Here is a 26,477-nt window from a genome sequence, read left to right as displayed (position 1 = left end):
TTTATGAAGAGCAACTAATCTCCAAATGCTTACCCCAATCCGGCGGCCGTTGGGCGTATTGCTCCATCCCAGCCTGCTCTTCAAACGGCTTGCTCAGCACTTCATGCAGCCGCCGTACTTCGCTGTAATCACCTGACTCGGCGGCGGCGATGGCGTTTTGTGCCAGGTAGTTGCGCAAGATGTACAGCGGGTTTACCGCATGCATGCGCTCGCGGCGTTGTGCTTCGCTGCACTTCCCGTCCCGTTCAACGCGGGCTTTGTACTGCTCAGCCCAAGCATCAAACCCGGCAAGGTCGACAAAGTCATCGCGCAACCGCGCCACGGCCAGCGCCGCCGACTCATCGCCCAGGCGACGGAAGAACAGTGTGTAGTCCACGCCGCTGTTCTGCATCAGCTTGAGCAACTGTTCCACCAACTTCTGGTCATCGTCTTCGGCGGTGGTCAGCCCCAGCCGGCGGCGCATCAGGTCCAGGTAATGTGCCTGATACAGCGGCAGGTAGAGCCCGAGGGTTTCCTTCAAGGCGTCGACGCTGATAAACGGGGTGAGCGCCTGGGCTAGCGCGCTGAGGTTCCACTGCCCAATCGGCACTTGATTGCTGAAGGAATAACGGCCCTCGTGATCGGAGTGGTTGCAGATGAAGTGCGCGTCAAAGTCATCGAGAAACGCAAACGGCCCGAAGTCGAAGGTGATGCCCAGGATCGACATGTTGTCGGTGTTCATCACGCCGTGGCAGAAGCCATAGGCCTGCCATTTGGCGATCATTTCGGCATTGCGCTCGACGATTTCGCGGAACATTGCCAGGTACGGCTCAGGCTGCTCCATGCACTCGGGGTAGTGCAATGAAAGCACGTGCTCAGCCAATTCTTTCTGCTGCTCGGGCTTTTTGGTGTAGTAGAAATACTCGAAATGCCCGAAGCGGATATGGCTGTGAGCCAGGCGCAATACCATGGCGCCACGTTCCTGTTTCTCACGCCAGACCGGGGTGTTGGAACCGATCACGCACACGGCGCGGCTGCTGGGGATGCCCAAGGCATGCAGGGCTTCAGATGCCAAAAACTCACGAATCGAAGAACGCAATACCGCGCGGCCATCGCCCATGCGCGAGTAAGGCGTCAGCCCGGCGCCCTTAAGGTGCAGGTCCCAATGCTCGCCAGCCTGGTTGTACACCTCGCCCAGCAACAACCCACGGCCATCGCCCAACTGTGGGGAGTAGCCGCCGAACTGATGGCCGGAATAGACCATCGCCCGCGGCTGCGCTTGCGCCCACAGCTTGTGCCCGCCAAACAACTCAGCGAACACCGGCGTTTCGGCTGCAGCCGGGTCGAGATCGAGCAGGGCCATGGCGGCATTGCTCACCACCACCAGGCGCGGCTCGTCGAGTGGCTCAGGCAATACGTGGGTTGAGAACGCGTCGCCAAGGCGTGCGAAGCGGTTGTCGAAGGTCAGTTCGTCGAGGGCTTTCACCGGCCATCTCCAGCAGAATGTCCGAGCATTCTGCTGGGGATAGGCGCGTTAGTCGAGTTTGCTCGGTGGCGGTTCCTGAACACCGCCGTCGTTGGCGGGTTTGGTCGGCGGGTCAACTTCCACCAGCTTGTATTCCTGGCCGTGGAGGTTCTTGAGGTAGATCTCCATCTGGCGGAACGAGATGTTGATGTGGTGGTTCTTGAACTCGCGGTTGATAAAGCGGTTCACCTCGTCGATCACCGGGTTGCGGTCACCGAGGTCGCGCACGTGCATGCGCAGTTCGTGGTCGAGAGTGCTTTCGCCGAAGTTGAGGAAATACACCTGAGGTTCCGGCTCTTTCAGCACGCGCGGGTTTTCTCGCGCGGCCTTGAGTAACAACTCCCTGACCAGGTCCAGGTCGGAGCCGTAGTCCACGCCCAGTTTCAGGGTGACCCGGGTGATGGTGTCGGTCAGCGACCAGTTGATCAACTGGCCGGTGATGAAGGTCTTGTTCGGGACAATGATGTCCTTGCGGTCGAAGTCGGTGATGGTGGTGGCGCGGATGCGGATCTTGCTGACCGTGCCCGACAGGTTGCCGATGGTGATGGTGTCGCCGATACGCACCGGGCGTTCGAACAGGATCATGATGCCGGAGATAAAGTTGGCAAAGATCTCCTGCAATCCGAAGCCCAACCCCACCGTCAAGCCTGCCGCCAGCCATTGTAATTTGTCCCAGCTCACGCCGAGCGTGGACAAGGCGGATACGAAGCCGATGCCGGCAATCATGTACGACAGCAAGGTGGTGGTTGCATACGCGCTGCCTTGGGCCAGATCCAACTTGGACAACACCAGTACTTCGAGCAAACCAGGCAAGTTGCGCGCCAGGGCAACGGTGATGCCGACGATGATCGACGCTCCCAGCAAGTCGCCGATACTGATCGGCACCATGCTGATATTGGCGCCGGTGCCGCTGGAGTATTCGTAAAGGGTGATGTTGTCCAGGTAGGAGAACACGGTGATCAGGTCTTTCCACACCCAATACAGCGCCGCGATGAAACCGCCGAGCAAGGCCAGGCGGATCAGGCGCATGGACTGTTCGTTGACCTGCTCTATGTCCAGGGTCGGCTCTTCGATCACCGTTTCGCCATCCCCGGCTTCCTTGGCCGCCTGGCGTTTGGCCAGGGCGCGTGCGTAGGCCAGGCGGCGTGCGGCAACGCCCAGGCCGCGCACGAAGGTGGCTTCGATCACCAGCCAGAGCATCAGCAGGTACAGGGTATTGATCAAGCGGTCGCTGAGTTTGAGCGCGGTGTAGTAGTAGCCAAAGCACACGGCGATAAACAGGGCGACGGGCAGGGCGGTAAACATCAGGCCCATGGCTTTACGAAACAGTGAGGCTTTTTCGTGGGTCGGGCTGTGGAGCAGCAAACGGCCCAGCAGCCAGGCCATCAGTGCGTAGCAGGTCAACACCACGCCGATGCCCAACACGTCGTCGGCCAGTGCCGCCGGTTGATGCTCGGCGATTGCCACCACGGCCACCAGTGCCAGCACTACCAGCCCGAGCTTGCGCACCCAGCCTTGCAGGAATTGGACCTGGGTTTTTTCCCAACGGAAGTGCAGTTCCGCCACGCCACCCTGCGCGAGGATGCGATAAGCGGTGTAGAACACCAGCCATGCCTGGGCGATTTGCAGCAGGGCCGAGCCCAGGTTGGCGTTTTGCCCACGGGCGTCGATTTGCAACGCGTAGCCGCACAGCGCCAGGCCCAGGGCTACCGGCATAGCCAGCAAGATATTGATCAGGATGGCCTGCGGCGTGTGCCATTGGCTGTCGCGCTTGAAGTGGCCGATGTCCAGATGGACCTTGTTCAGCCGTTGATACAGTGCTTTACGCCGCCATAACAGGGCGCCGATCAACAGTAGCAATGGCAGGAACAGCAGCGGGCGCTGGGTCAGGCCGTCATACAGTTCGCTGACGCTGGAGGCCCATGGCAGGGTGGTGACTTGCTTGCTCAGGTGCGCCGGTACGGTTTCCAGCCACTCGGTGTCCAGCGGCTTGTTGCTGGGGATCCAGAACATTTGCTCGTCGAGTGTCGCGCGCAGGGTGGTGGTGGTACTGAGCAGTTGTTTTTGGTTCAGTTGCAGGGTGATGGATTCGTTCAGCAGCGCGCTCAGTTCACGGCTCAGGCGCTCCAGCAGGTCGCTACGGGTGATCGCCAGTTCAAGCAATGTTCGGCGTAGTTGCGGGGTGACATCATCCGGAGGCTGATTGGCCAGCAGGTTATCCACATAGGTGCTGGGGGTGTTGATTTTCTCGCGTTCCTGGTTGATCTCGAACTGGTACAGGCGAATGTTGGCGATATCGTCCGCCAGATCGCGGTCGACCCTGAGGCTTGGCAGTGCTTGTTTCTGCTTATAGAGAATCTTGGAGAGCAGCAGGCTGCCCTTGAGCACGTTGATCTGCTCGTCCAGTGCCGAGTCGCTTTGGGTCACGGTGTCCAATTGCTGCTTGGTCTGCAGGTTTTTCTGGGTCAGCTCGTTGAGGCGGTCGGTGCTTCTGAGCAGGTAGTCGGACAGCTTCAGGTTGGCCGCGCTTTCGGTGGCCAACAGGCTGCTGCCACCGGCTTTTTGCGCTTCGATGGATTGTTGCGTAACGGTCTGCTGTGACTGCGCCAGGCGCTTCTGGTTGATCAAGGTTTGCAGGTCCTGGATCTCCTGCTCCAGGCGGCTGGTTTTCTCTGTCGTCAGGTCGCGCTGGCTATTGCCCAGGTCCTGCAGTTGGCTGTTGCCGGCCAGTTCCTGACGGCGTAATGGAATCAAGGCATTAAGGGCGGCCAGCTCGGCGTTCAGCAGGTTGCGCTGGTCGCCGGTGAGGGGCTTGCCGTTATCTTTGCCTGCCTTGAGGATGGAATTGATCTGCTGGATGCGGATCTGGCTGCTGCTGATTTCGGTCTGGGCGCGCTCGGGACGGGTTTGGGCGGCAATGGACATGCTATTGGCGTCAGCCATGTCTTTTTGCAGGTCGCCTTGCTGCGTCGTGCGCTGCACCAGCAATTGCTCGAGTTGCGGCACCGGCAAGGAGGAGTAGCGTTGTGTCACCGGGACGATTTTGGTGGCCTTGAGCCGCACCAGCTCGCGCTGGTTGTCGGTTGTCTGGCGCGGGGCGTATTCCAGCTGGCGCTTGAGGTCGGCGAGACGCTGCTCGTAATCCTGCTTGTTGCCCAGGTAGGTCAGGGTCTGTTGCAAGATGGTTTGCAGCGCCTTCATGTCGGCATCGGGCAGCTTGCGGTCGGGCAGCTTGTCCAGGGTTTGCTGGATGGCGTCGGCGCTGGGCGGATCGGCGGCGTAAACGTTGCCGACACAAAGGGTCAGGCCCAGCAGGGCAGTGGCTAAAAAGGTGCGCAGAGTCGTCATGGATACCGGTCGAGCAAGGTAAAGAAGGTGGGGGCGTGGCAATAGCCCCGCAGTTTAGAGGAAGAGGCCAGGGCCTGGACGACTTCCTTCGGGAAATTTGACGCCGACTTTTCCGATTCTGTTCCCGTCCATGACCGCAACGGTCCAAAGCGTATTGTTCCATTCCACTTGGTCGCCTACAACGGGTGCACCGCCGACCTTCTGGGTGATGAAGCGGCTCAATGGCATATCCGGGTCGATACCGTCGAGTTTGAGGCCGTACAGGGCCGAAACCGCGCCTAGTTGGGCGTCGCCTTCAAGGACAAAGTCGCCGAAGAAGCGCAGGTCGAGGCCGCGTTGCGGTGCCTGGCTGAACAGTTTGCCCAGGGCCGGCAGGTTGTGTTCGTGGCCGATCACGCAGAGCAAATCATCGACTTCCAGCACCGTGCTACCCGACGGGTGGAGCAGTTGCTGGCCACGGAACAGCGCGGCGATCCGCGTGCCTTCGGGCATTTTCAGCTCGCGCAGGGCTGCGCCAATGCACCATTTCTCCACACCCAGGCGGTAAACGAACAGCTCCCACTCGCTGGTGACGTGCACTTCCAAGGCCGCACGGGAAATTGGCGCAGGGTCTGGCGGTACGGTCACTTTCAGCAGCTTGGCCACCCACGGTAGGCTCGTGCCCTGCACCAGCAGCGAGACCAGTACGATAAAGAACGCCAAGTTGAAGTACAGCTGGGCGTGAGGCAGGCCGGCCATCAAAGGGAACACCGCGAGGATGATCGGTACTGCGCCGCGCAGGCCGACCCAGGCGATAAAGGCTTTTTCGCGACCGTGGAACGCTTTGAACGGGAGCAGGCCGACCATCACCGACAACGGCCGCGCAAACAGGATCATCCACAGCGCCAAGCCCAGGGCCGGTAGGGCAATTGGCAGCAAGTCATGCGGCGTGACCAGCAGGCCCAGCACCAAGAACATACCGATCTGTGCCAGCCAGGCCATGCCGTCGAGCATGTGCAAAATGCCGTGACGGCTGCGCACCGGGCGGTTGCCGATCACCAAGCCGCACAGGTACGCGGCGAGGAACCCGCTGCCGTGCAGGGCATTGGTCAGAGCGAACACCAGCAGTCCGCCAGCGATGACGAGGATCGGGTACAGGCCGGTGGCCAGGTTGATGCGGTTGACCATCTGCAGCATTAGCCAGCCGCCGCCCAGGCCGACGATGCCACCGATGCCGAATTCGCGGATCAGGTGGGTTAGCAGGCTCCAGTGCAGGCCGGTCTGGCCGCTGGCGAGCATGTCGATCAGGGTGACGGTGAGAAACACCGCCATCGGGTCGTTGCTGCCGGATTCGATTTCCAGGCTGGCGGTGACCCGTTCGTTCAGCCCTTTGCCGCCGAGCAGCGAGAACACCGCAGCGGCGTCGGTCGAGCCGACGATGGCGCCGATCAGCAAACCCTGAATGATGTTGAGGTTGAACAGCCAGGCGGCGGCCATGCCGGTGAGGCCGGTGGTGATCAGCACGCCCACTGTGGCCAGCGACAACGCCGGCCACAGTGCCACACGGAAACTCGCCACCCGTGTGCGCAAACCGCCATCGAGCAGGATGACCGCCAGGGCGAGGTTGCCCACCAGGTAGGCAGTCGGGTAGTTATCAAAGATGATGCCGCCGCCATCGACGCCAGCGAGCATGCCCACGGCCAGGATAATCACCAGAATCGGGATGCCCAGTCGCGACGAAAGAGAACTCACCAGAATGCTCGCACCTACCAGCAACGCGCCGATCAAGAACAGGCTGTTGATGGTCGTCGCATTCAAAGGCAGTACTCCATGAGCAAGAAAGACGAGGCGCAAACTGACCATGCAGTCTGCGTGCCAGCGATTCTAACCTGTTGAATTGCTGTGCTGTCAAAAAGCTTTTGAGGGTATACATCAATCCAATGTGGGCGCTGGCTTGCCAGCGCCCACAAGGGATCACCGGTGTCAGTTAAAGCCTGAAGCGCCCCACCATCCCATTCAAATCCACCGCCAGGCGTGACAGCTCGCCGCTCGCCGCACTGGTCTGGCCGGCGCCGGTGGCTGATTGCACCGACAGGTCGCGGATATTTACCAGGTTACGGTCCACTTCCCGCGCGACTTGCGCCTGCTCTTCTGCGGCGCTGGCGATGACCAGGTTGCGTTCGTTGATCTCGACAATCGCGGTGTTGATGGTGTCCAGTGACATCCCGGCACCTTTGGCGATGTTCAGCGTCGATTCCGCGCGCTCGGTGCTGTTACGCATCGAATCCACTGCATGCTCAGTGCCGGCTTGAATGCTGCCGATCATCCGCTCGATCTCGCTGGTCGACTGCTGGGTACGATGGGCCAAGGCCCGTACTTCATCGGCCACTACGGCAAACCCACGCCCGGCTTCACCTGCGCGCGCAGCTTCAATCGCGGCGTTCAGCGCCAGCAGGTTGGTCTGGTCGGCCAAGCCACGAATCACGTCCAGCACCTTGCCGATGTCGCGCGATTCATTCGCCAGGTTGCCAATCAGCGTGGCAGTGGCTTGCACGTCGCCGCTCATGCGCTCGATGGCGCTGACGGTTTCCTGCACCAAGTCACGGCCATCGCCAGCAGAGGTGGTGGCGGCGCGCGAGGCTTCGGAGGTGCTCACGGCATTGCGCGCAACTTCTTCGACGGCGCTGGTCATCTCGTTGACGGCGGTGGCGGCTTGTTCGATTTCATTGTTCTGCTGAGTCAGGCCGCGGCCGCTCTCGTCGGTGACGGCGTTCAACTCTTCCGCTGCCGACGCCAACTGAGTGGCGGAACCGGCGATGCGTTGCAGGGTGTCGCGCAGCTTGTCTTGCATCTTGGCCATGGCGGCCAGCAGGCGGCCGGCTTCGTCGTTGCCGTCGACCTTGATCGGGCGCGTCAGGTTGCCTTCGGCGACTTCTTCGGCGGCTTCCAAGGCTTGGGCGATTGGCAAGGTGATGCTGCGGGTCAATAGCCAGGCGAACAGCAGGGTCAACGCCGTGGCAATGATCAGCAGGCCTACCACCAAGTTAAACGCCATATCGTATTGGTCTTTGGCTTGCTGATTGGTGGCGTTGGCCATCGTGTTGTTGAGGTCCAGCAGCCGCGTCAGCACCGCGTTGACCTGCTCGGAGTTGCTCAGCAATTCGGTGTTGAGCAAGGTGCGCAGGTCGTCGATCTGGTTGGCGCGAGACAGGCTCTTCATGCGCTCTTCGATCTGGTGATACTGGCTGAGCAAGCGCACGTATTCGTTGTAGGTCGAGCGTTCTTCGCCAGTCTCGATGAGTTTTTCGTAGACGCCCTGCGCGGTGCGGATCTGCTGGTTGCGCAGTTCAAAGGCTTCCAGGGTCTTTTGCTGCACGTCCGGTTCGCGGTTGGTCAGCAGGCGGTACGACAACACCCGCAGGCGCAGGGTCAGTTGGGTAAATTCGTCAAGGGCGCGAATGCTCGGCACGCTGGACTGGGTGATGTCTTCGGTGGCAGCACGAATCTTGCTCATTTGGTTCAAGGCGAACACACCGAGAAACAACATCAGCGCGCCAATAAACGCAAAGCCAAGAAAGGCGCGCGGCGCGATATTCATATTACGAAGAGACATGCGGGAGTCCTGGGGGGAAGCGCGATCCGTGCGGCCATGAGACGAGGTGTGCATTGCGTATCGGCCATGCGACTAAAGTCTTAAGGGGGCGCGCGCTTTTGTCGCATCTGACGAGGGGTTGGACGGATTCAGGAACCAGATCGGGTAAATGCAGTCACTAAGGCTCGAAAGTGCAGCCCGGCCCTTAAAAATCGGGCTGCGCGCCGGGGATAACCCTGGCATCCGAGGTGAATTTTCTTTATCGTCACCGCCCTTTGAAAAAGCTGAGAAATCAAAATGTTAGAAGCATCCCTCAGCCAGCTTGAACAGCTGGTCACTGACCTCGTACAACAGAATCAAGACCTGCTCGGCAGCAATGAAGCCCTGAAAGCGGAGCTGGCCCGCGCTAAGGACGAAAACGACATCCTGCAACTGAACCTGATGGAACAGGAAGAAAAGCACGGCGCCACCGCCGCGCGTATCCAGGCACTGGTTGAGCGTGTGAGCGCAGGTCCTGTCAGCGCATGAATGAAGGGATAAAGGTCGTTTCGATTCTCGGAGAGGATTACTCGATCAAGGCGCCGGACGGGGAAGATCAGACCCTGATGCACGCTGTGACCATGCTTAAGGCCTCCCTGGCCACCACCAAGAAAAAGTACCCGACGCTGATCGGTGACAAATTATTGGTACTGGCCGCGCTGAACCTGTGCGCCGAGCAGATCGAAATGCAGAAGCACCACCAGCAGGAACTCGACCGTTACCAAGAGCAAGTCAGCGCCACGGTCGACGTGATTTCCAAGGCGATCGGAACGGCTTAGAACCACTCATCCTGCATCCCCACGCACGTGTCATCACGCGCCTCCAGAATCGCCAGTTCATGATGGCAGCTCGGCACTTCCCAGGTCAGGAAGTACCGAGCGGCCTGGAGCTTGCCTTTGTAAAAGGCAGCGTCCGCGGCATTGCCCTTGGCTAAGCCCTCCTCAGCGCGAATCGCCTGCTCCAGCCAGCGCCAGCCAATCACCGTATGCCCGAACACTTTCAAATACAGCGCCGAATTCGCCAGGCTGCTGTTGACCTTGCCTTGGGCGAGATCGGTCAGCAGGCCAATCGTCACGCTTTGCAGGCGGTTAACTAACTGTTCCAGGGGGGCTCGCAGCGCCGTGAGTGACGGGTACTGCTGCGCCCGCGCGCCGGTTTCTGCGATCAGGCGGATCAGTTGCTTGAGGCCCGCGCCGCCGTTCTGGGCGAGCTTGCGCCCGAGCAAATCCAGGGACTGAATGCCGTGGGTGCCTTCGTGGATCGGGTTCAGGCGGTTGTCGCGGTAGTACTGTTCCACCGGGTATTCGCGGGTATAGCCGTGGCCGCCGAGAATCTGGATCGCCAGCTCGTTGGCCTTGAGGCAGAACTCCGACGGCCAGGATTTGACGATCGGTGTGAGCAAGTCGAGCAGTTCGTGAGCTTGCTTGCGTTCGGCGTCGGTTTCCAGGGTGGTGGTGTCATCGAACAGCCGCGCGGCGTACAGGCCGAGATCGAAGGCGCCTTCCACATAGGCCTTCTGCGTCAGCAGCATGCGCTTGATATCGGCGTGCTGAATGATCGAGACCGGCGCGGTGCTGGGGTCTTTGCTGTCGGGCAGGCGACCTTGTGGGCGTTCGCGGGCGTACTCCAGCGAGTAGAGGTAACCGGCGTAACCGAGCATGACTGCGCCCATGCCCACGCCGATGCGCGCCTCGTTCATCATTTGGAACATGCAACTCAGGCCCTGGTGCTGTTTTCCCACCAGATAGCCGACACAGTTGCCGTTATCGCCGAAGTTAAGCGCCGTGGACGTGGTGCCGCGCCAGCCCATCTTGTGGAACAGCCCGGCCAGCAGCACGTCATTGCGCGCGCCCAGGCTGCCATCGTCGTTGACCAGGAACTTGGGCACGATAAACAGCGAAATGCCCTTTACCCCGGCCGGTGCATCCGGCAACTTGGCCAGCACCATGTGCACGATGTTTTCCGACAGCGGATGATCGCCACCGGAGATGAAGATTTTGTTGCCCTTGAGGCGATAGGTATCGTCAGCTGCCGGTTCTGCCCGTGTACGAATATCCGACAGCGACGAGCCGGCATGGGGCTCGGTCAGCGCCATGGTGCCGAAGAAGCGGCCCTCGATCATCGGCTGCAGGAAGCGCCGCTTTTGCGCCTCGGTGCCGAAGCTTTCGATCAGGTTGGCGGCGCCCATGGTCAGGAACGGGTAGGAGGTTGAGGCCGCGTTGGCCGACTGGAAGTGCGCAAAGCAAGCCTGGGACAGCAAGGTTGGCAACTGCATGCCGCCCGCTTCGAAGCTGCGCGCGGCGTTCAGGAAGCCGGCTTCGAGGAACGCGTCCACGGCGGGTTTCACTTCCGGGATCAGGATCGCCTTGCCGTCTTCATAGCGCGGTTCGTTTTCGTCGTTCTTGCGGTTATGCGGCGCGAAGTACTTTTCGGCAATGTTGCGCGCCGTGCTGATGGCGGCATCGAAGGTCTCGCGGTTGTGCTCGGCAAACCGCTCGCGCTCGGTCAGGCCCTCGGCATCGAGGACTTCGTACAGCTCGAAAGCCAGATTGCGGGAACTGAGCAGCGTCTCGGACATGGCGGCTTACCTTTTAGGGAATGGCCTGAGTCTAAGCGTGCGAATAGAGGCTGGATAGCAAGATTGATTTGCGTGATGCAGAGGCAGAACAGCGGCGGGGGATTTGAAATGCGGTCAAATGTGGGAGCGAGCAAGCCCGCTCCCACATTAGTTAGCCAATGGTCATCAGGCTGGCGTTACCACCCGCCGCAGCGGTGTTAACACTCAACGCACGCTCGATCACCAGGCGCTCCAGCGCAATCGCCGTTTCACCCTGCGACAAACCATGCACCCCAACAATCGCTCCGCCACGCTGTGCCACTTGCTGACACACCGCACGCAGTTGGTCGGAGTCGCCGTGGTGCAGGACTGCGTCGAACACCACTTCGTCCTTGGTCCAATCGGGCACGCGCTTGATCTTCGCCTGAATTTCCTTCGGCAGGCGTGGGAACACTGCCTTGGTTAGGTCAGTTTCCGGCCATACCGCCGAACCACCGACGGCCAATACCGCAGCCATTTGCGTCAGCAGGTCGCCTTCTACTTCCGCCAGGCACAACACGTGTTCGCGGGGCAGGATGGCGTAGCTGTTGCGCTCGCCGGTCGGGCCGGCCAGTTGGCGAGTGATACCGCTTTGCGATTGCGCGGCGAACTGGTTGCACAGGGCGCTGAGGTCGCTGAACTTGTTGCTGTCGGCCCAGGTTTTCAGAGCGGTCAGCGGTTGGCTCATGGCATCGCGCAGGCGCATGTCCGGTGCGGCCAACTTGTCGCCACGTACGAAGGATTGCTCGATCGCATCCGTAGGACGAGTCGACAGCAGGCGGTACAGGTACAGCGGCCCACCGGCTTTCGGGCCAGTGCCCGACAGACCTTCGCCGCCGAATGGCTGCACGCCGACCACGGCGCCGACGATGTTGCGGTTCACATAGACGTTACCGGCATGCACGTTGTCGATCACCTTGGCGATGGTCTCATCGATGCGGGTGTGCACGCCCAGGGTCAGGCCGTAGCCAGAGGCATTGATCTGCGAAATAAGCTGGTCGATCTCTTTGCGCTTGTAGCGCACCACGTGCAGCACCGGGCCGAAGATCTCGCGTTGCAGTTCATCGAAACTTTCCAGCTCGATCAGGGTTGGCATCACGAAGGTGCCGCGCTTGATCTCTTCGCCGTCGGCAATCGCCACCTGGTACACGTTGCGGCCTTTGTCGCGCATGGCCTGGATGTGTTTCTCGATGCCAGCCTTGGCTTCGGCGTCGATCACCGGGCCGATGTCCACCGACAGGCGCTCCGGGTTGCCCAGACGGCATTCAGCCATGGCGCCCTTGAGCATTTCGATTACACGGTCTGCCGAATCTTCCTGCAGGCATAGGACGCGCAGGGCCGAGCAGCGTTGGCCGGCGCTGTCGAAAGCCGACGAAACAACGTCGATCACGACTTGCTCGGTCAGCGCAGAAGAGTCGACGATCATCGCGTTCTGGCCGCCGGTTTCGGCGATCAGCGGAATCGGGCGGCCCTGGGCATCCAGGCGACCGGCGACGCTACGTTGCAGCAGGCGCGCGACTTCGGTGGAACCGGTGAACATCACGCCTTTGACGCGATCATCACCCACCAGACGGGCACCGACGCTTTCACCCTGACCCGGCAGCAGTTGCAGCACGCCTTCCGGAATACCGGCTTCGAGCAAAATACGCACGGCTTGTGCAGCCACCAGCGGAGTTTGTTCGGCAGGCTTGGCCAGTACCGGGTTGCCGGCGGCCAGTGCAGCAGCGACTTGGCCGCTGAAAATCGCCAGCGGGAAGTTCCACGGGCTGATACACACCACTGGGCCCAGTGGGCGGTGGGCGTCGTTGGTGAAATCGTTACGAGCCTGTACCGCGTAGTAACGCAGGAAGTCCACAGCTTCACGCACTTCGGCGATGGCGTTGGCGAAAGTTTTGCCGGCTTCGCGAGCCAGCAGGCCCATCAGCGGCTGGATCTCGCCTTCCATCAAGTCGGCAGCGCGTTCCAGGATCGCGGCGCGCTCGGCGGGCGGGGTGGCCTGCCAGATCGGGCCGGCGTTGATGGCGCACTGGATAGCATTGTCGACGTCTTCGACGGTGGCTTCCTGTACGTGGCCGACCACGTCACGCAGGTCGGACGGGTTCAGCACCGGTGCAGCCGCTTCATTGCTGGACGCGCAGCCCAGCATTGGCGCAGCTTTCCAGTCGTTATGGGCGGTGGCCAGCAAGGCGCAGGACAGCGACGCCAGGCGGTGTTCGTTCGCCAGGTCGATGCCGGCCGAGTTGGCGCGGTCGCTGCCATACAGGTCACGCGGCAGCGGAATACGCGGGTGCGGCAAGCCGAAGCCGCCTTCCTGCGTCGCCATCTGCTCGATGTTGGCCACTGGGTCGGCCACCAGCTCCTGAATCGAGATGGTGTGGTCGGCAATGCGGTTGACGAACGAGGTGTTGGCGCCGTTTTCCAGCAGGCGCCGCACCAGATAAGCCAGCAGTGTTTCGTGGGTGCCGACCGGTGCGTACACGCGGCACGGACGGTTCAGCTTGCCATCGGAAACTTTGCCTACAACTTGCTCGTACAGCGGTTCACCCATGCCGTGCAGGCACTGGAACTCATACTGGCCGGGGTAATAGTTCTGGCCGGCGATATGGTAAATGGCCGACAGGGTGTGGGCGTTGTGCGTAGCGAACTGCGGGTAGATGACTTCCGGCACCGACAGCAGCTTGCGTGCACAGGCGATGTAGGAAACGTCGGTGTACACCTTGCGGGTGTAGACCGGGTAGCCTTCCAGGCCTTCGACCTGGGCGCGCTTGATTTCGCTGTCCCAGTACGCGCCTTTTACCAAGCGGATCATCAGGCGATGGCGGCTGCGGCGTGCCAGGTCGATGACGTAGTCGATCACATACGGGCAACGCTTCTGGTAAGCCTGGATCACGAAACCGATGCCGTTCCAGCCGGTCAGTTGCGGCTCGAAGCACAGACGTTCGAGCAGGTCGAGCGACAGCTCCAGGCGGTCGGCTTCTTCGGCGTCGATGTTCAGGCCGATGTCGTAGTGCTTGGCCAGCAAGGTCAGGGACAGCAGGCGCGGGTACAACTCGTCCATCACGCGCTCGTACTGGGCGCGGCTATAACGAGGGTGCAGTGCCGAGAGCTTGATGGAAATGCCCGGGCCTTCATAAATCCCGCGGCCATGGGAGGCTTTGCCGATGGAGTGAATGGCTTGCTCGTACGAGGCCAAGTACTTCTGGGCATCGTGTTCGGTCAGTGCGGCTTCACCGAGCATGTCGTAGGAATAGCGGAAGCCCTTGGCTTCGAACTTGCTCGCATTGGCCAGGGCTTCGGCGATGGTTTCGCCGGTGACGAACTGCTCGCCCATCAGGCGCATGGCCATGTCGACGCCCTTGCGGATCATCGGCTCGCCGCTCTTACCGATGATGCGACTCAGGGACGAGGTCAAGCCCGCTTCGTTGTGGGTGGCGACCAGTTTGCCGGTCAGCAGCAGGCCCCAGGTAGCGGCGTTGACGAACAGCGACGGGCTGTTGCCCAGGTGCGGCTGCCAGTTGCCGGTGCTGATCTTGTCGCGGATCAGTGCATCGCGGGTGCCCTTATCGGGGATACGCAGCAGCGCTTCGGCCAGGCACATCAGTGCCACGCCTTCCTGAGACGACAGGGAAAATTCTTGCAGCAGGCCCTGAACAATACCGGCGCGGCCGCCGGCGCTCTTCTGATTGCGCAGCTTTTCGGCAATCGAAGCGGCCAGCTTATTGGTGGCGTCGGCCATTGGCTGCGGCAGGCGCGCCTGCTCGATCAGCATCGGCACCACTTCCGGTTCCGGGCGGCGATAGGCGGCGGTGATCGAGGCGCGCAGTACCGATTGCGGCAGGATGCTCTCGGCGAACTCCAGGAAGCACTGGTGCGCGTGGTCCGGCTGGACTTCGCCTGCGTCTTCAGCGTCCTTGCTGCCCGAGCCATTGAGCTCGGTCAGGGTTGCACCACCCTCGAGTTTCTCCAGGTAATTGAAAATCGCCTGCTTGATCAGCCAGTGCGGCGTGCGATCAATGGAGGTCGCGGCCGCCTTGAGGCGTTCGCGGGTTGGGTCGTCGAGTTTGACCCCAAGGGTGGTCGTAGCCATCTTTTTATCCTCATGGGTGCCACTACTGCGTGGCATCTGCTGGTGGCAAGATTAGCTTTGCGCATCCAGAGGTGCAACCGGGTGCAACCCAAATTTTTCAGGAAATTTTTGATCGTGACCGGGAAAAAATTCCGCGTTCGACCGATTCCGCTCCGCAGTGGTGCATTTGCTTCTGACATTGGCTGTTCTTGCTCCGAAAAGGAGCAAAAAACCACTGTTTTGCTCAAAACACACCTGGGTGCAACTTATTCTCGAGAAACTGGTTGCACCTTATTTACTTTGTTGAATAGCATTCGTGTCCAAGGTGCAACCACCTGAAGGGTTCGGTTCATCGGCTGACGGCTTTCCTGGGGAAACGTCAGTCATAAATGCGCGGCACGTCGTTTCGTCTACCCGTTTATCCACGGGTGGCCGTCTGACAGACCGTCGCTACATAAAAACAATGCCAGGGCGTCACTCTTATGAGCGTTAGCAATCCCACCCTGATCACGTTTGTGATCTACATCGCAGCAATGGTGCTGATCGGCTTAATGGCCTATCGCTCCACCAACAACCTCTCCGATTACATCCTCGGCGGTCGCAGCCTTGGTAGCGTGGTCACCGCCTTGTCGGCCGGTGCTTCCGACATGAGCGGCTGGTTGTTGATGGGCCTGCCGGGCGCTATCTACATGTCCGGCCTGTCGGAAAGCTGGATCGCCATCGGCCTGATCGTCGGCGCTTACCTGAACTGGTTGTTCGTGGCCGGCCGCCTGCGGGTGCAGACCGAGCACAACGGCGACGCCCTGACGCTGCCGGATTACTTCTCCAGCCGCTTCGAAGATAAAAGCGGCCTGCTGCGGATTATCTCTGCGGTGGTGATTCTGGTGTTCTTCACCATTTACTGCGCTTCCGGCATCGTCGCCGGCGCCCGTCTGTTTGAAAGCACCTTCGGCATGTCCTACGAGACCGCGCTGTGGGCTGGTGCTGCTGCGACGATTGCCTACACCTTTGTCGGTGGTTTCCTGGCAGTCAGCTGGACAGATACCGTACAAGCCACGCTGATGATCTTTGCGCTAATCCTGACGCCAATCATCGTGCTGCTGGCCACCGGTGGCATTGACACCACCTTCCTGGCGATCGAAGCCAAGAACCCCGACAACTTCAACATGCTGAAAAACACCAGCTTCATCGGCATCATCTCGCTGATGGGCTGGGGCCTGGGCTACTTCGGCCAGCCGCACATCCTCGCGCGTTTCATGGCGGCGGATTCGGTGAAGTCGATCGCCAAGGCACGTCGCATCTCCATGACCTGGATGATCCTGTGCCTGGGCGGCACCGTGGCAGTGGGCTTCTTCGGCATCGCTTACTTCTCGGCGCACCCGGAAGTGGCTGGCCCGGTCAATGAGAACCACGAACGTGTGTTCCTCGAGCTGGCCAAGCTGCTGTTCAACCCGTGGGTTGCCGGCGTGTTGCTGTCCGCGATCCTGGCGGCGGTGATGAGCACCCTGAGCTGCCAACTGCTGGTGTGCTCCAGCGCGCTGACCGAAGACTTCTACAAAACCTTCCTGCGCAAAAACGCCTCCCAGGTTGAACTGGTGTGGGTCGGCCGCGCGATGGTGCTGTTGGTGGCCCTTATCGCCATCACCATGGCGGCCAACCCGAACAACCGTGTACTCGGCCTGGTGAGCTACGCCTGGGCCGGTTTCGGCGCTGCGTTCGGTCCTGTGGTGCTGATCTCGGTGATCTGGAAACAGATGACCCGCAACGGCGCACTGGCCGGCATCCTGGTCGGCGCGGTCACCGTGATCGTGTGGAAGCACTTCGAGTTGCTGGGCTTGTACGAAATCATCCCAGGCTTCATCTTCGCCAGCCTGGCGATTTACTTCGTCAGCAAGCTGGGCGCACCGACTGCCGGTATGGTCGAGCGCTTTGATGCTGCGGAAAAAGACTACAACCTCAACAAGTGATTCGTCGGGTGCTGAGCGCCCGTTGAATTGAAAAAAAGGCCCGCGTCCTAAGGATGGCGGGCCTTTTTTATGGGCGATTCAGTCGGTATCCGGCTGATTAAGAAAAATCAGCACACCCAGAATTGCCATGTAGAACTTGAACGCCGCTTCCTGGCCATTCCACTGATGGGATTGCCACATCAGAAACCATTCCCCGCCCACCACCATAAAGCCAAAAAACCACACCAAAAAGCCGAGGGCGAGGCCGGTGGTTGCGCGTGCTTTGGCGCGGTTAAAGTCGACACCGCTAGCGTGCCGTGCACGCCACAACGAGAGTGCTCCCCAAGCCAGCAACAGTGCGGTGAGCGCCTCTCCCAAAATGATCAGCCCGTAGGCGCCGTGCCAGAGCCAAGGCGTGGTGATTGAGCGGTACATGGCAGCGTTGCCGGGGAACGTGGTGTCCATGCTCAGCACGTGTTTGACGAAGGCGAAGTTGGAGCTGTAGTCCGTGATGTTGTTGAACGCGACCAAGGTGGCGAAGGCGGCAAGGACGAGGGTCAGGATGATTTTTGCGTAGCGGGTGGCCATGCTTTTTCCAGTGATCCAACGAGAAAGGGGCACTTACGCTAGCACGGCGGTGCTGTACTTTCGACGCAGGGAGCATGAAGCATTTGGCACCCTTGACGTAGGAACTTACTGATTCAGCCGAGCAGCGCTCAGGAAGGTAAAAAGCTGGTGCAGAATCGCTCGCTCACCCCGCTCAGAGAAACACCGGATGTTCGCTCCTGCCAACGAAAGTGCTTTTAACCTGACCCTTGATGGGCAACCCAGCGATCTCAAGGTTCACGGGTTCACAGGTGATGAGTTCATCAGCGTGCCTTTTCGCTTTGATCTTGAACTGGTCAGCGAACAGGCCGATCTGGACCTCGAAAGCCTGATGCACCGGCAGGCTTTCCTGGCGTTTGACGCGAATGGGCATGGTATTCACGGCCTGGTCTATCAAGTGGCCCAAGGCGATGCGGGCAAGCGTCTTACCCGTTACCAGATTAGCCTGGTGCCGCAGTTGGCTTATCTGCACCACAGTACGCACCAGCGGATTTTCCAGAAAAAGACCGTGCCCCAGATCATTGCGCGGGTGCTGGAAGCCCAGGCGATCCACGCCGACACCTTCACGTTTCAACTCAGTGGCAAGTACCCCGAGCGTGAATATTGTGTTCAGTTCGGTGAAAACGATCTCGAGTTTATTCAGCGCTTATGTGACGAGTCGGGCATTCATTACCACTTCCAGCACAGCCCCGAGCGCCACCTATTGGTGTTTGGCGATGATCAAAGCGTGTTTGCCCAGCACGATCAAACCACCCCGTACTCGCCTGACACCGGGATGATGGCCGATACGCCTGCGATCAAGCGCTTCAGCCTGCGATTGGAGACCCGTACCACGGGTGTGGACCTGCGCGACTACGATTTCAAGAAACCGAGCCTGGCATTGCAAAGCGCAGCCTCCGGTGGGCAGCGCCCCAGCCTAGAGGAGCAGCGCTACCCTGGGGGCTTCACGGATCGTGAGCATGGCAAGTCCCTGGCGCAGCGTCGGTTGGAGCGGCATCGCAGCGATTATCGCCAGGCCAGCGGTTCCAGCAACCAGCCGGCCTTAGTCACTGGGCAGTTCCTGAAGATGGCCGGGCACCCACGTCAGCAATGGAATGATTTGTGGTTGGTCACCCATGTGCACCATGTGGGGCATCAGCCTCAAGTGCTAGAGGAGTCTGCCCCAGAAAGATATGAAGACATGTTAACTCAGGGCTACGACAACGATTTTTTTGCAACGCCTTGGGAGGTGCCATTTCGATCGCCCCACATACTCTCGCGGCCGCAGATATCCGGCTACCAGAACGCGGTGGTCACAGGCCCCGCCGACAGTGAGATCCACTGCGACGAATACGGCCGGGTCAAGGTAAAGCTGGCCTGGGACCGCGACGGCGAGCATAACGACCATTCCAGCTGCTGGCTGCGAGTCGCCAGCGCCTGGGCCCATGACCGTTATGGTTCGGTGCTGATCCCCAGGGTCGGCATGGAAGTGCTGGTAGGCTTCGTGAATGGCGACATAGACATGCCGTTGGTGATGGGCTGCCTGCCCAACGCGGCGAACCCTGTGCCCCTCGACCTGCCAGCAGACAAGACCCGCAGCATCTTGCGCAGCCACAGTAGCCCCGGTGGTGGCGGCTACAACGAGCTGCGCATTGAAGACCGCAAGGGAGCGGAGGAAATCTACCTGCGCGCTCAGCGGGATTGGACCCAGCACGTCCTGCATGACCAGCAGGTGCAAGTGGATAACCAGCGCCGGGTGACGGTGGGCGGCGAGTCGCACCATGAGCTGCAAGGCGAAGAACAGCGCATCACCCATGGCAACCGCCTCACCGACCTCAAGCAGGATGACCATCTGGTGATCGGTGGTTCGCAGCAGGTGCGGGCAGGGCGAACCATTCAGATCGGAGCAGGGCAAAGCATTGTTATCGACGCTGGCGCCAGCGTGACGATCCAGGCGGGAGGGCAGTCGATCACGCTTTCGGCGAGCGGCATATTCAGCAGCGTGCCGATTCAGCTGGGCGGCGTGCCGGCTGCCGCCGCTGCGCCGTTAATGCCGGGCATCAAGGAAAAGCTGCTGGCGGTTATTCCCGCCCTGCTCAGCCGCGTGCAAGTGGCCAGCCTGAAACGCAGTGCACCGTTTTGCGAAGAGTGTGAGCGCTGCAAGAACGGTCAGTGTGATATTGCCGAACATCTCCAGGCTCGACCTTAAAAGGAGTTAACCCTTATGCCTCAGCCTTTGGAACCTCATGCCTGGCTGGACCAATACCCTTTGCTCGCCAATGAGCAGATTTTCGCCGTGCTGGGCAGTGCCAGCGACGCCAAGCCGTTTACCGCTTGGCAAGCGAAGACCGGTGCAATGCCGCCCCAGCCAATCTGGGCAGGCACGGCCTATGCGCAGTGGAATGAGGTGATGCCTTACGTTGGCATCATCGAGCCAGGCAGCCCCTTCCTCGACTGGATCGCAACCACCGAAGCAACGGATTGGGGGTGGTTGGCAGTGTCGTCCAGCCCGCTGGAAACAGTGGTCGCGCATCTGCAAAGCCTGACCAAGGTGTTGCTGCCCGAGGGCCAGGACGTGTTTTTGCGCTTTTGGGATGGCGGCCAATTTCTGCCGATTGTGCAGAAATTGGGCGACGAGGCGGGGAAGGTGTTGCCGGTATTTCAGCGTTACCTGATCAACCGCCAACCGCTGACGGTTGCGACAGGCCCGGTGGCTGCCGCCAAAACCAGCCCATGGTGGCGCGTGCCCGCCGTGGTGTTGGAGCATCTGGCCGCGCAATCACCCCAGGTGTTGATCAATAACCTGCTGCAATGGCTCGAAGAACAACGCCCCGACCTGTACACCGCCTTCAAGCCTGTGACCTTGCAGCACAAGGTCGCCTACTTCGTGCGCGGGGCGGATGTCAGTCATGGGGCGCTGGCCGACTATTTGACCTCAGAGTTGAGTTGAACCCAGCGCCTGCTGCAGATCCTCGATCAAGTCTTCAATTGCCTCGATGCCCACCGACAGGCGAATCATTTCGGGCTTCACGCCGGCCTTGGCCTGCTCCTGCTCATTCATCTGCCGATGGGTGGTGGACGCCGGATGGCAGGCCAGGGATTTGGCATCACCAATGTTCACCAGGCGTTTGAAGATTTGCAGGGCGTCGTAGAAGCGTACTCCGGCGTCGTAACCACCCTTGAGGCCAAAGGACAGAATCGCTGACGGTTTGCCCTGCATGTATTTCTGCGCCAATGCGTGGTGCGGGTGATCCGGCAGCCCGGCATAGCTGACCCATTCCACCTCGACGTGGCCTTGCAGAAACTGCGCAACCTTCAGCGCGTTTTCAGTATGGCGCTCCATGCGCAGGGCCAGGGTTTCCAGGCCTTGCAGCAATAGGAAGGCATTCATCGGTGCGAGGGCTGCGCCGGTGTTGCGCAGTGGCACGGTGCGGGCACGGGCGATAAAGGCGGCGGGGCCGAATTTATCGGTGTAGACCACGCCGTGATAGGCCGGCTCGGGGGTGTTGAGACCGGGGAATTTCTCTGGGTACTTCGTCCAGGGGAAGGTGCCGCTGTCGACGATGACGCCGCCCAGGGAGTTGCCGTGGCCGCCGACGTATTTGGTCACGGAGTGCACCACAATGTCGGCGCCGAACTGGATAGGTTTGCACAGGATTGGCGTTGCCACGGTGTTGTCTACCATCAGTGGTACGCCGCGTGCGTGGGCGACATCGGCCAGGGCTTCGATGTCGATGATGTTGCCTGCGGGGTTACCGATGCTTTCGCAGTAGACCAGCTTGGTGTTGTCATCGATCAATTCGGCGATGGCCTCGGCGCAGTCGTCGCGGGCGAAGCGCACATCGACGCCAAAGCTTGGCAGCAGGTGCGCGAACAGGGTGTAGGTGCCGCCGTAGAGCTGCGGCGTGGTGACGATATTGTCACCCGCGCGGGTCAGCGTCTGGATCGCGTAATGGATCGCGGCGCTGCCAGCTGATACGGCTAGGGCGGCGATCCCGCCTTCAAGGGCGGCAATGCGCTGCTCCAGCACGTCGTTGGTGGGGTTCATGATGCGTGTGTAGATATTACCGGGCACGTCCAGGTTGAACAGGTCGGCGCCGTGCTGGGCGTTGTCGAATTCGAAGGCGACGTTCTGGTAGATCGGCACGGCGACGGCCTTGGTGGTCGGGTCGGATTTGAAGCCGTGGTGCAGTGCAATGGTGGCGTCTTTCATGATTGTTATTGACCTCCTTGGTTTCCTTGAGCGCCCCGTACACGGTGGGCGCTGGCTTGCCTGCGATAGCATCACCGCGGTGCAAGGGTAATACCGCGTCGCCTGCCTCGCGGGCAAGCCCGTTCCCACAGGGGCGATTAGACTGTTTTCGGCGGTGTGCCTGCGGTTATGACATAAGCACCGGCCGACACGCAGCCCTGCACCTTTGCCCCGGTAGAAGGTAAACTTCGCCCCCTGCGCAGGAGCAACCATGAATTATCGTCACGCCTTTCACGCCGGCAACCACGCCGATGTCTTCAAACACCTGACCTTGACCCGCCTCATCGCCCTGATGTCGCGCAAGGAGCAGCCGTTCGCCTACCTTGACACCCACGCCGGGATCGGGCTGTACGACTTACAAGGTGATCAGGCCAACCGCACCGGTGAATACCTGGAAGGCATCGCCCGCCTGTGGGGCGCGAGCGACTTGCCGCCGTTGACCGCCGACTACATGCGCGTGCTGCACGAGATGAACCCGGACGGCCAGTTGCGCTATTACCCAGGCTCGCCGGAACTGGCGCGCCGCCTCACGCGGCCTCAGGACCGTGTGTTGCTCAACGAAAAGCACCCGGAAGACGGCGTGCTGCTCAAGGACAACATGAAGGGTGATCGCCGGGTCAAAGTGCACCTGGGCGAAGGCTGGCATGTGCCGCGTGCCTTGCTGCCGGTACCGGAAAAACGCGCGCTGATGCTGATTGATCCGCCGTTTGAGCAGCTCGACGAAATGCAGCGCTGCGCAGCGTCCCTCAAGGAAGCAGTCAGCCGCATGCGCCAGACGGTCGCGGCAATTTGGTACCCGGTGAAAGACCAGCGCATGTTGCGCCGCTTCTACCAGGACCTGGCTGGCACCGGTGCGCCGAAGTTGCTGCGGGTGGAATTGCTGGTGCATCCGCTGGACACGCCCAACACCCTGACCGGCTCGGGCCTGGCGATTGCCAACCCGCCGTGGGGGCTGGAGGAGGAGTTGCGTGAGCTGTTGCCGTGGCTGTCCAAGAAGCTTGGCCAGACCCAAGGTGGGTGGCAGATGGATTGGCTCATCGCGGAGTAATCAGATCTCAAACCAAATGTGGGAGGGGGCAAGCCCCTCCCACATTTTGATCTGCGTCGACTTTAGATCGGGCAGGTCACGCCCGTGCCGCCGATCCCGCAATACCCCTGCGGGTTCTTCGCCAGGTACTGCTGGTGATACGCCTCGGCGAAGTACACCGTTGGCGCTTCTTCGATTTCCGTGGTGATAGTGCCCAGCCCAGCCTTGGTCAGTTCACTCTGATACGCCTCGGCGCTGGCCTTGGCCGCCTCCAGATGCTCAGGTTTCACCGCGTAGATCACTGAACGGTACTGGCTGCCGATGTCATTGCCCTGGCGCATGCCCTGGGTGGGGTTGTGCAACTCCCAAAACATTTTCAGCAGCTCTTCGTAGCTGATTTTGTCTTGGTCAAACACGACCAGTACCACCTCGCTATGGCCGGTCAGGCCCGAGCAGACTTCTTCGTACGTCGGGTTCGGCGTGTAGCCACCGGCATAACCGACCACGGTGCTGACGACGCCGTCGCGCTGCCAAAACTTGCGCTCCGCGCCCCAGAAACAACCCAGGCCGAAGATCGCGAACTCTACGTTGTCGACAAAGGGGCCGAGCAGCGGGTTGCCGTTGACGAAATGCGTCTCTGGCAGCGCCATCGGAGTTTCACGGCCAGGCAAAGCTTGTTCTTGAGTGGGCAACACGTTTTTGTTCACCAGAATTTCCGAGCGCAAGACCATGATCAGTCCTCTCAGTCAGATTGAGTTAGATATTAAGAAGACACTCAGTGTGCCCGAGTGTTACCGCGCTGTCAGGCGATTGGCCCGCGCGGGTAGCGTTTAAGCTTCTCGAGCAGCTCTGCACCGGGGATCGGCCGGTCGAACAAATAGCCCTGGCCCACATCGCAACGATGCCGACGCAGGAACGCCAACTGCTCTGAGGTCTCGATGCCCTCGGCCACTACCTTGAGCTTGAGGTTGTGGGCCATGGCGATCACTGCCGAGGTGATTTCCATGTCGTCCTGGTTGTCCGGGATTTCGTGGATAAAACTGCGGTCGATCTTGATGATGTCGATGGGGAATTTCTTTAAATAGCTCAGCGACGAGTAACCGGTGCCGAAGTCGTCCATGGCCAGGGTCAGGCCAAAGCTCTTCAACTGGTCTAGCTGCAAGCGCGTGTCTTCGGTGGCCTCCAGCAGCAAGCCTTCGGTCAGCTCCAGCTCCAACAGGTTGGCTGGCAGCTGTTCTTCCTTAAGGATCGTGGCAATCGAGGCCACCAGGTCCGGGTCGGAAAACTGCTTGGGCGAAAGGTTGATCGCCACCTGTAAGTTGCCCATGCCCGCAGCGGTCAACTGCCGGCTCATGCGGCAGGCCTGGCGCGCGATCCACTTACCGATGGGAATGATCAGCCCGGTTTCTTCAGCCACGCTGATGAACTGGTCGGGGCGGATCATGCCCTTTTCCGGGTGGTTCCAGCGCAGAAGCGCTTCCATGCCCAGCAAGCGGCCACTGCGCAGGCACAGTTTGGGCTGGTAGAACACGTCCAGCTCGTTCTGAGTCAGGGCGCGGCGCAGGTTGTTTTCCACGAACAGCTTGTAACTGGCCTCGGCGTTCAGGGCTTCGGTGAACACCTGCACTTGGTGTTTGCCGTTGGCCTTGGCTTTGTGCAGGGCCAACCCGGCGTTACGCATCAGGGTTTGCGGGTCACGGCCGTGCAATGGCGCACAAGCCAGGCCCACGGAGCCGGTGACGCTGATCAGTTGGTTGTCGACGAACATCGGTTTGTCGAGGGTCGCCAGCAACTGGCTGGCGACCTGCTGGCCGCTTTCCAGGTCGGTGTCGTCAAGCAACACGGCAAACTCGTTACTGGCAAAACGCGCCAGGCTGCCGCTGGCACTCAGGCTGTTACGCAAACGGCGCGCCAGGCTGATCAGTAGCTTGTCGCCGGTCTGATGGCCGAGGCTGTCGTTGATTCGCTTGAAATTGTCGATGTCCACCAGTAGCAGGCTGATTGGGCTGTCGCTGTCTCGGGCAAAGCGCTCGTCGAGGTTGCGGATGAACGCCGGGCGGTTGCCCAGGTTGGTCAGGTTGTCGGTGTAGGCCAGGCGCTCGATGCGCTGCTGGGCCAGTTTGGTCTGGGTGATGTCTTCGTAGATGCCGATGTAGTGGGTCAACTCACGGTTGTCGCCATACACCTTGGAAATCGACAGCTGGCCCCAGTAGGGCTCGAGGTTCTTTCGTCGGCTCTTGAATTCACCCTGCCAGCTGTTGCTTTTGGCCAGGCTCGACGGCGCGTCGAAGAGCAAATCGCTGAGGTTCTCCAGCGCCGGCAGTTGCGCCAGGCGGTGACCGTGGACTTCTTCGGCGCTGTACTGGGTGATCGCGGTAAAGCTTGGGTTGACGTACTCCACCACGCCGTCGCAGTTGACCAGCAGAAACGCGTTGGCGCTTTGCTCCACGGCACGCTGGAACAAATGCAGCGCGCTGGTGGCGGTGCGCCGGTTGTGGTTGTTGATCACCTGCGCGAATTGGTCTGCCAGCTCGCCGGCGAAGGCGATTTCATCGGTCTGCCACGCGCGGGGGCTGCCGCTTTGTTCCAGGCACAACACGCCAATGACCTGCCCATCGACGCGGATGCTCGCGTCGAGCATCGCATAGATATCCTTAGCGCGCAGGCTCTCGGCCATTTCCCGGGTGCGCGGGTCGCGCATCGCATGGGTGGCGTCGATGGCGCGGCTCGAGTGCAGGGCTTCCAGGTAGTCCGGGAAGCCGCTGGCGTCGATCTCTTCCGGTAAATGGTGTTGTTGGTCGGCGCGGTGGTAGGCCGAGATCGGTACGAGCCGCTGGCCTTCGAGGTTCCAGATGCTCGCGCAATCGATCTGGTAGATGTCGCACGCGCTACGGGTGATCAGCTCGGCGGCTTCCTGCAGCGAGTTAGGCGTGGTGTAGCGCTGGCGCGCCAGCAGCAGGATCAGCTCCTGTTGGGCACGCACGCGTTCCAGGTGCTGCAACTGTTCCTGCTGGGCGCGCTGGTTGAGTTCCAGGGCGATCTGTAGGCGGCTGTTCTGGTTTTCCAGGTCTGCGGTCGGGGCGGCGGTGGGGATTTCGCTGAACAACCCGTCGACCACCATCAAGTAGCCGCGCAGCAGGTGGCGATTGTGCTGTTTGTAGGCCTCGCCCATTTCCAGCAGGCTCAGGGGCCCATCGTTGGTGTGCAGGGTGTAGCGCACCAGGTAATGCGGGCTCTGGGTCAGTTGTTGCTGGATGGCGTCGTGCAGTTGATAACGCGCCTGAGGTTCCATCAGGCTGGCGTAGGGGGTGCCGAGCAAGGCACACAGCTCGACCGCCGGCAGACCGAATTGGCGCTCGCAATTGGGGTCCAGATAGAGCAAAGCCCAGCTTGCCTCATTAAGCCGCTCGAAACGCAGCATACCGAGGCGCGAAGGCACCGGTAACTGCGTCACTACCTCGGCCGCCATGCGGGCGACATCGGGTTGGCTTTTCATGGGGAGACTCGCTTGGAAAAATGCGCACGGCGCCGGGCTCACGCCCT

15 protein-coding genes and 2 pseudogenes are annotated in these 26,477 nt (G+C 60.6%); 6 read left to right on the top strand and 11 right to left on the bottom strand.

The window, feature by feature from the left end; genetic code table 11:
* Position 1 precedes the first annotated feature (1 nt).
* From selO to FW764_RS09095, 5 genes and pseudogenes are all read right to left on the bottom strand, one after another.
* Positions 2-1,465: a protein adenylyltransferase SelO gene (gene selO, locus FW764_RS09115; protein ID WP_446433648.1), complete on the bottom strand. Its 1,464-nt coding sequence runs from the start codon at positions 1,463-1,465 to the stop codon at positions 2-4.
* Between the two features lie 48 nt (positions 1,466-1,513).
* Entirely contained in the window at positions 1,514-4,852 is a 3,339-nt protein-coding gene (mscK, locus tag FW764_RS09110) for a mechanosensitive channel MscK (RefSeq protein WP_446433647.1), read from the bottom strand.
* A 54-nt stretch (positions 4,853-4,906) separates the two neighbouring features.
* On the bottom strand, positions 4,907-6,649 hold the full coding sequence (locus FW764_RS09105) for a potassium/proton antiporter (RefSeq protein ID WP_446433646.1): 1,743 nt from the start codon (positions 6,647-6,649) through the stop codon (positions 4,907-4,909).
* Between the two features lie 169 nt (positions 6,650-6,818).
* Positions 6,819-7,418: pseudogene (locus FW764_RS09100) on the bottom strand (methyl-accepting chemotaxis protein); the annotation flags it as partial.
* A 303-nt stretch (positions 7,419-7,721) separates the two neighbouring features.
* A pseudogene (locus FW764_RS09095) lies at positions 7,722-8,378 on the bottom strand (MCP four helix bundle domain-containing protein); the annotation flags it as partial.
* 342 nt (positions 8,379-8,720) lie between these two features.
* On the opposite strand from FW764_RS09095, the gene FW764_RS09090 reads away from it, so the two are divergent.
* Positions 8,721-8,951: a hypothetical protein gene (locus tag FW764_RS09090; RefSeq protein WP_446433645.1), complete on the top strand. Its 231-nt coding sequence runs from the start codon at positions 8,721-8,723 to the stop codon at positions 8,949-8,951.
* Positions 8,948-9,241, top strand: coding sequence for a cell division protein ZapA (locus FW764_RS09085; protein ID WP_446433644.1), 294 nt, complete (start codon positions 8,948-8,950; stop codon positions 9,239-9,241). The genes FW764_RS09090 and FW764_RS09085 overlap by 4 nt, the downstream gene beginning before the upstream one ends.
* Here the strand turns inward: FW764_RS09085 and FW764_RS09080 are convergent.
* Both FW764_RS09080 and putA read right to left on the bottom strand, forming a co-directional pair.
* Complete coding sequence (locus FW764_RS09080) at positions 9,238-11,040, bottom strand: acyl-CoA dehydrogenase (protein ID WP_446433643.1); 1,803 nt, start codon at positions 11,038-11,040, stop codon at positions 9,238-9,240. The genes FW764_RS09085 and FW764_RS09080 overlap by 4 nt on opposite strands.
* Before the next feature lie 151 nt (positions 11,041-11,191).
* Positions 11,192-15,145 carry a trifunctional transcriptional regulator/proline dehydrogenase/L-glutamate gamma-semialdehyde dehydrogenase gene (putA, locus tag FW764_RS09075; RefSeq protein WP_446433642.1) on the bottom strand — a complete coding sequence of 1,318 codons (3,954 nt, stop codon included), beginning with the start codon at positions 15,143-15,145 and terminating at the stop codon, positions 11,192-11,194.
* 461 nt (positions 15,146-15,606) lie between these two features.
* Between putA and putP the strand changes: the two genes are divergently transcribed.
* Positions 15,607-17,091 carry a sodium/proline symporter PutP gene (gene putP, locus FW764_RS09070; RefSeq protein ID WP_446433641.1) on the top strand — a complete coding sequence of 495 codons (1,485 nt, stop codon included), beginning with the start codon at positions 15,607-15,609 and terminating at the stop codon, positions 17,089-17,091.
* 78 nt (positions 17,092-17,169) lie between these two features.
* On the opposite strand, the gene FW764_RS09065 is transcribed toward putP, so the two are convergent.
* Positions 17,170-17,658: a DUF2165 family protein gene (locus tag FW764_RS09065; RefSeq protein ID WP_446433640.1), complete on the bottom strand. Its 489-nt coding sequence runs from the start codon at positions 17,656-17,658 to the stop codon at positions 17,170-17,172.
* Between the two features lie 187 nt (positions 17,659-17,845).
* Here FW764_RS09065 and FW764_RS09060 point away from each other — a divergent pair, with 187 nt between their 5' ends.
* Together FW764_RS09060 and FW764_RS09055 are read left to right on the top strand one after the other, a co-directional pair.
* Entirely contained in the window at positions 17,846-19,864 is a 2,019-nt protein-coding gene (locus FW764_RS09060; RefSeq protein WP_446433639.1) for a type VI secretion system Vgr family protein, read from the top strand.
* 15 nt (positions 19,865-19,879) lie between these two features.
* Entirely contained in the window at positions 19,880-20,605 is a 726-nt protein-coding gene (locus FW764_RS09055) for a DUF4123 domain-containing protein (protein WP_446433638.1), read from the top strand.
* On the opposite strand, the gene FW764_RS09050 is transcribed toward FW764_RS09055, so the two are convergent.
* A complete protein-coding gene (locus tag FW764_RS09050; protein ID WP_094949249.1) occupies positions 20,591-21,868 on the bottom strand; it encodes an O-acetylhomoserine aminocarboxypropyltransferase/cysteine synthase family protein in 1,278 nt (425 codons plus the stop codon). The two genes, FW764_RS09055 and FW764_RS09050, sit on opposite strands and share 15 nt — an antisense overlap.
* A 250-nt stretch (positions 21,869-22,118) precedes the next feature.
* On the opposite strand from FW764_RS09050, the gene FW764_RS09045 reads away from it, so the two are divergent.
* Positions 22,119-22,955 (top strand): 23S rRNA (adenine(2030)-N(6))-methyltransferase RlmJ, encoded by an 837-nt coding sequence (locus FW764_RS09045; RefSeq protein WP_034117387.1) that lies wholly within the window; start codon positions 22,119-22,121, stop codon positions 22,953-22,955.
* Positions 22,956-23,017: 62 nt separating this feature from the next.
* Here the strand turns inward: FW764_RS09045 and msrA are convergent, their stop codons facing one another.
* On the bottom strand, positions 23,018-23,665 hold the full coding sequence (msrA, locus tag FW764_RS09040; protein WP_083355611.1) for a peptide-methionine (S)-S-oxide reductase MsrA: 648 nt from the start codon (positions 23,663-23,665) through the stop codon (positions 23,018-23,020).
* Positions 23,666-23,736: 71 nt separating this feature from the next.
* Complete coding sequence (locus FW764_RS09035) at positions 23,737-26,430, bottom strand: putative bifunctional diguanylate cyclase/phosphodiesterase (RefSeq protein ID WP_446433637.1); 2,694 nt, start codon at positions 26,428-26,430, stop codon at positions 23,737-23,739.
* Positions 26,431-26,477: the final 47 nt, after the last annotated feature.

The sequence above is a fragment of the Pseudomonas sp. 1152_12 genome, assembly GCF_052850675.1.
The sequence above is the reverse complement of the archived record's forward strand: the minus strand, read 5'-3'. Positions and strand labels throughout refer to the sequence as shown.

Excerpts from the sequence above, each read along its gene's own strand:
- mscK (WP_446433647.1), bottom strand. The coding sequence starts at position 4,852 with ATGACGACTCTGCGCACCTTTTTAGCCACTGCCCTGCTGGGCCTGACC.
- FW764_RS09090 (WP_446433645.1), top strand. The coding sequence starts at position 8,721 with ATGTTAGAAGCATCCCTCAGCCAGCTTGAACAGCTGGTCACTGACCTC.
- FW764_RS09085 (WP_446433644.1), top strand. The coding sequence starts at position 8,948 with ATGAATGAAGGGATAAAGGTCGTTTCGATTCTCGGAGAGGATTACTCG.
- FW764_RS09080 (WP_446433643.1), bottom strand. The coding sequence starts at position 11,040 with ATGTCCGAGACGCTGCTCAGTTCCCGCAATCTGGCTTTCGAGCTGTAC.
- putA (WP_446433642.1), bottom strand. The coding sequence starts at position 15,145 with ATGGCTACGACCACCCTTGGGGTCAAACTCGACGACCCAACCCGCGAA.
- putP (WP_446433641.1), top strand. The coding sequence starts at position 15,607 with ATGAGCGTTAGCAATCCCACCCTGATCACGTTTGTGATCTACATCGCA.
- FW764_RS09065 (WP_446433640.1), bottom strand. The coding sequence starts at position 17,658 with ATGGCCACCCGCTACGCAAAAATCATCCTGACCCTCGTCCTTGCCGCC.
- FW764_RS09060 (WP_446433639.1), top strand. The coding sequence starts at position 17,846 with ATGTTCGCTCCTGCCAACGAAAGTGCTTTTAACCTGACCCTTGATGGG.
- FW764_RS09055 (WP_446433638.1), top strand. The coding sequence starts at position 19,880 with ATGCCTCAGCCTTTGGAACCTCATGCCTGGCTGGACCAATACCCTTTG.
- FW764_RS09050 (WP_094949249.1), bottom strand. The coding sequence starts at position 21,868 with ATGAAAGACGCCACCATTGCACTGCACCACGGCTTCAAATCCGACCCG.
- FW764_RS09045 (WP_034117387.1), top strand. The coding sequence starts at position 22,119 with ATGAATTATCGTCACGCCTTTCACGCCGGCAACCACGCCGATGTCTTC.
- msrA (WP_083355611.1), bottom strand. The coding sequence starts at position 23,665 with ATGGTCTTGCGCTCGGAAATTCTGGTGAACAAAAACGTGTTGCCCACT.
- FW764_RS09035 (WP_446433637.1), bottom strand. The coding sequence starts at position 26,430 with ATGAAAAGCCAACCCGATGTCGCCCGCATGGCGGCCGAGGTAGTGACG.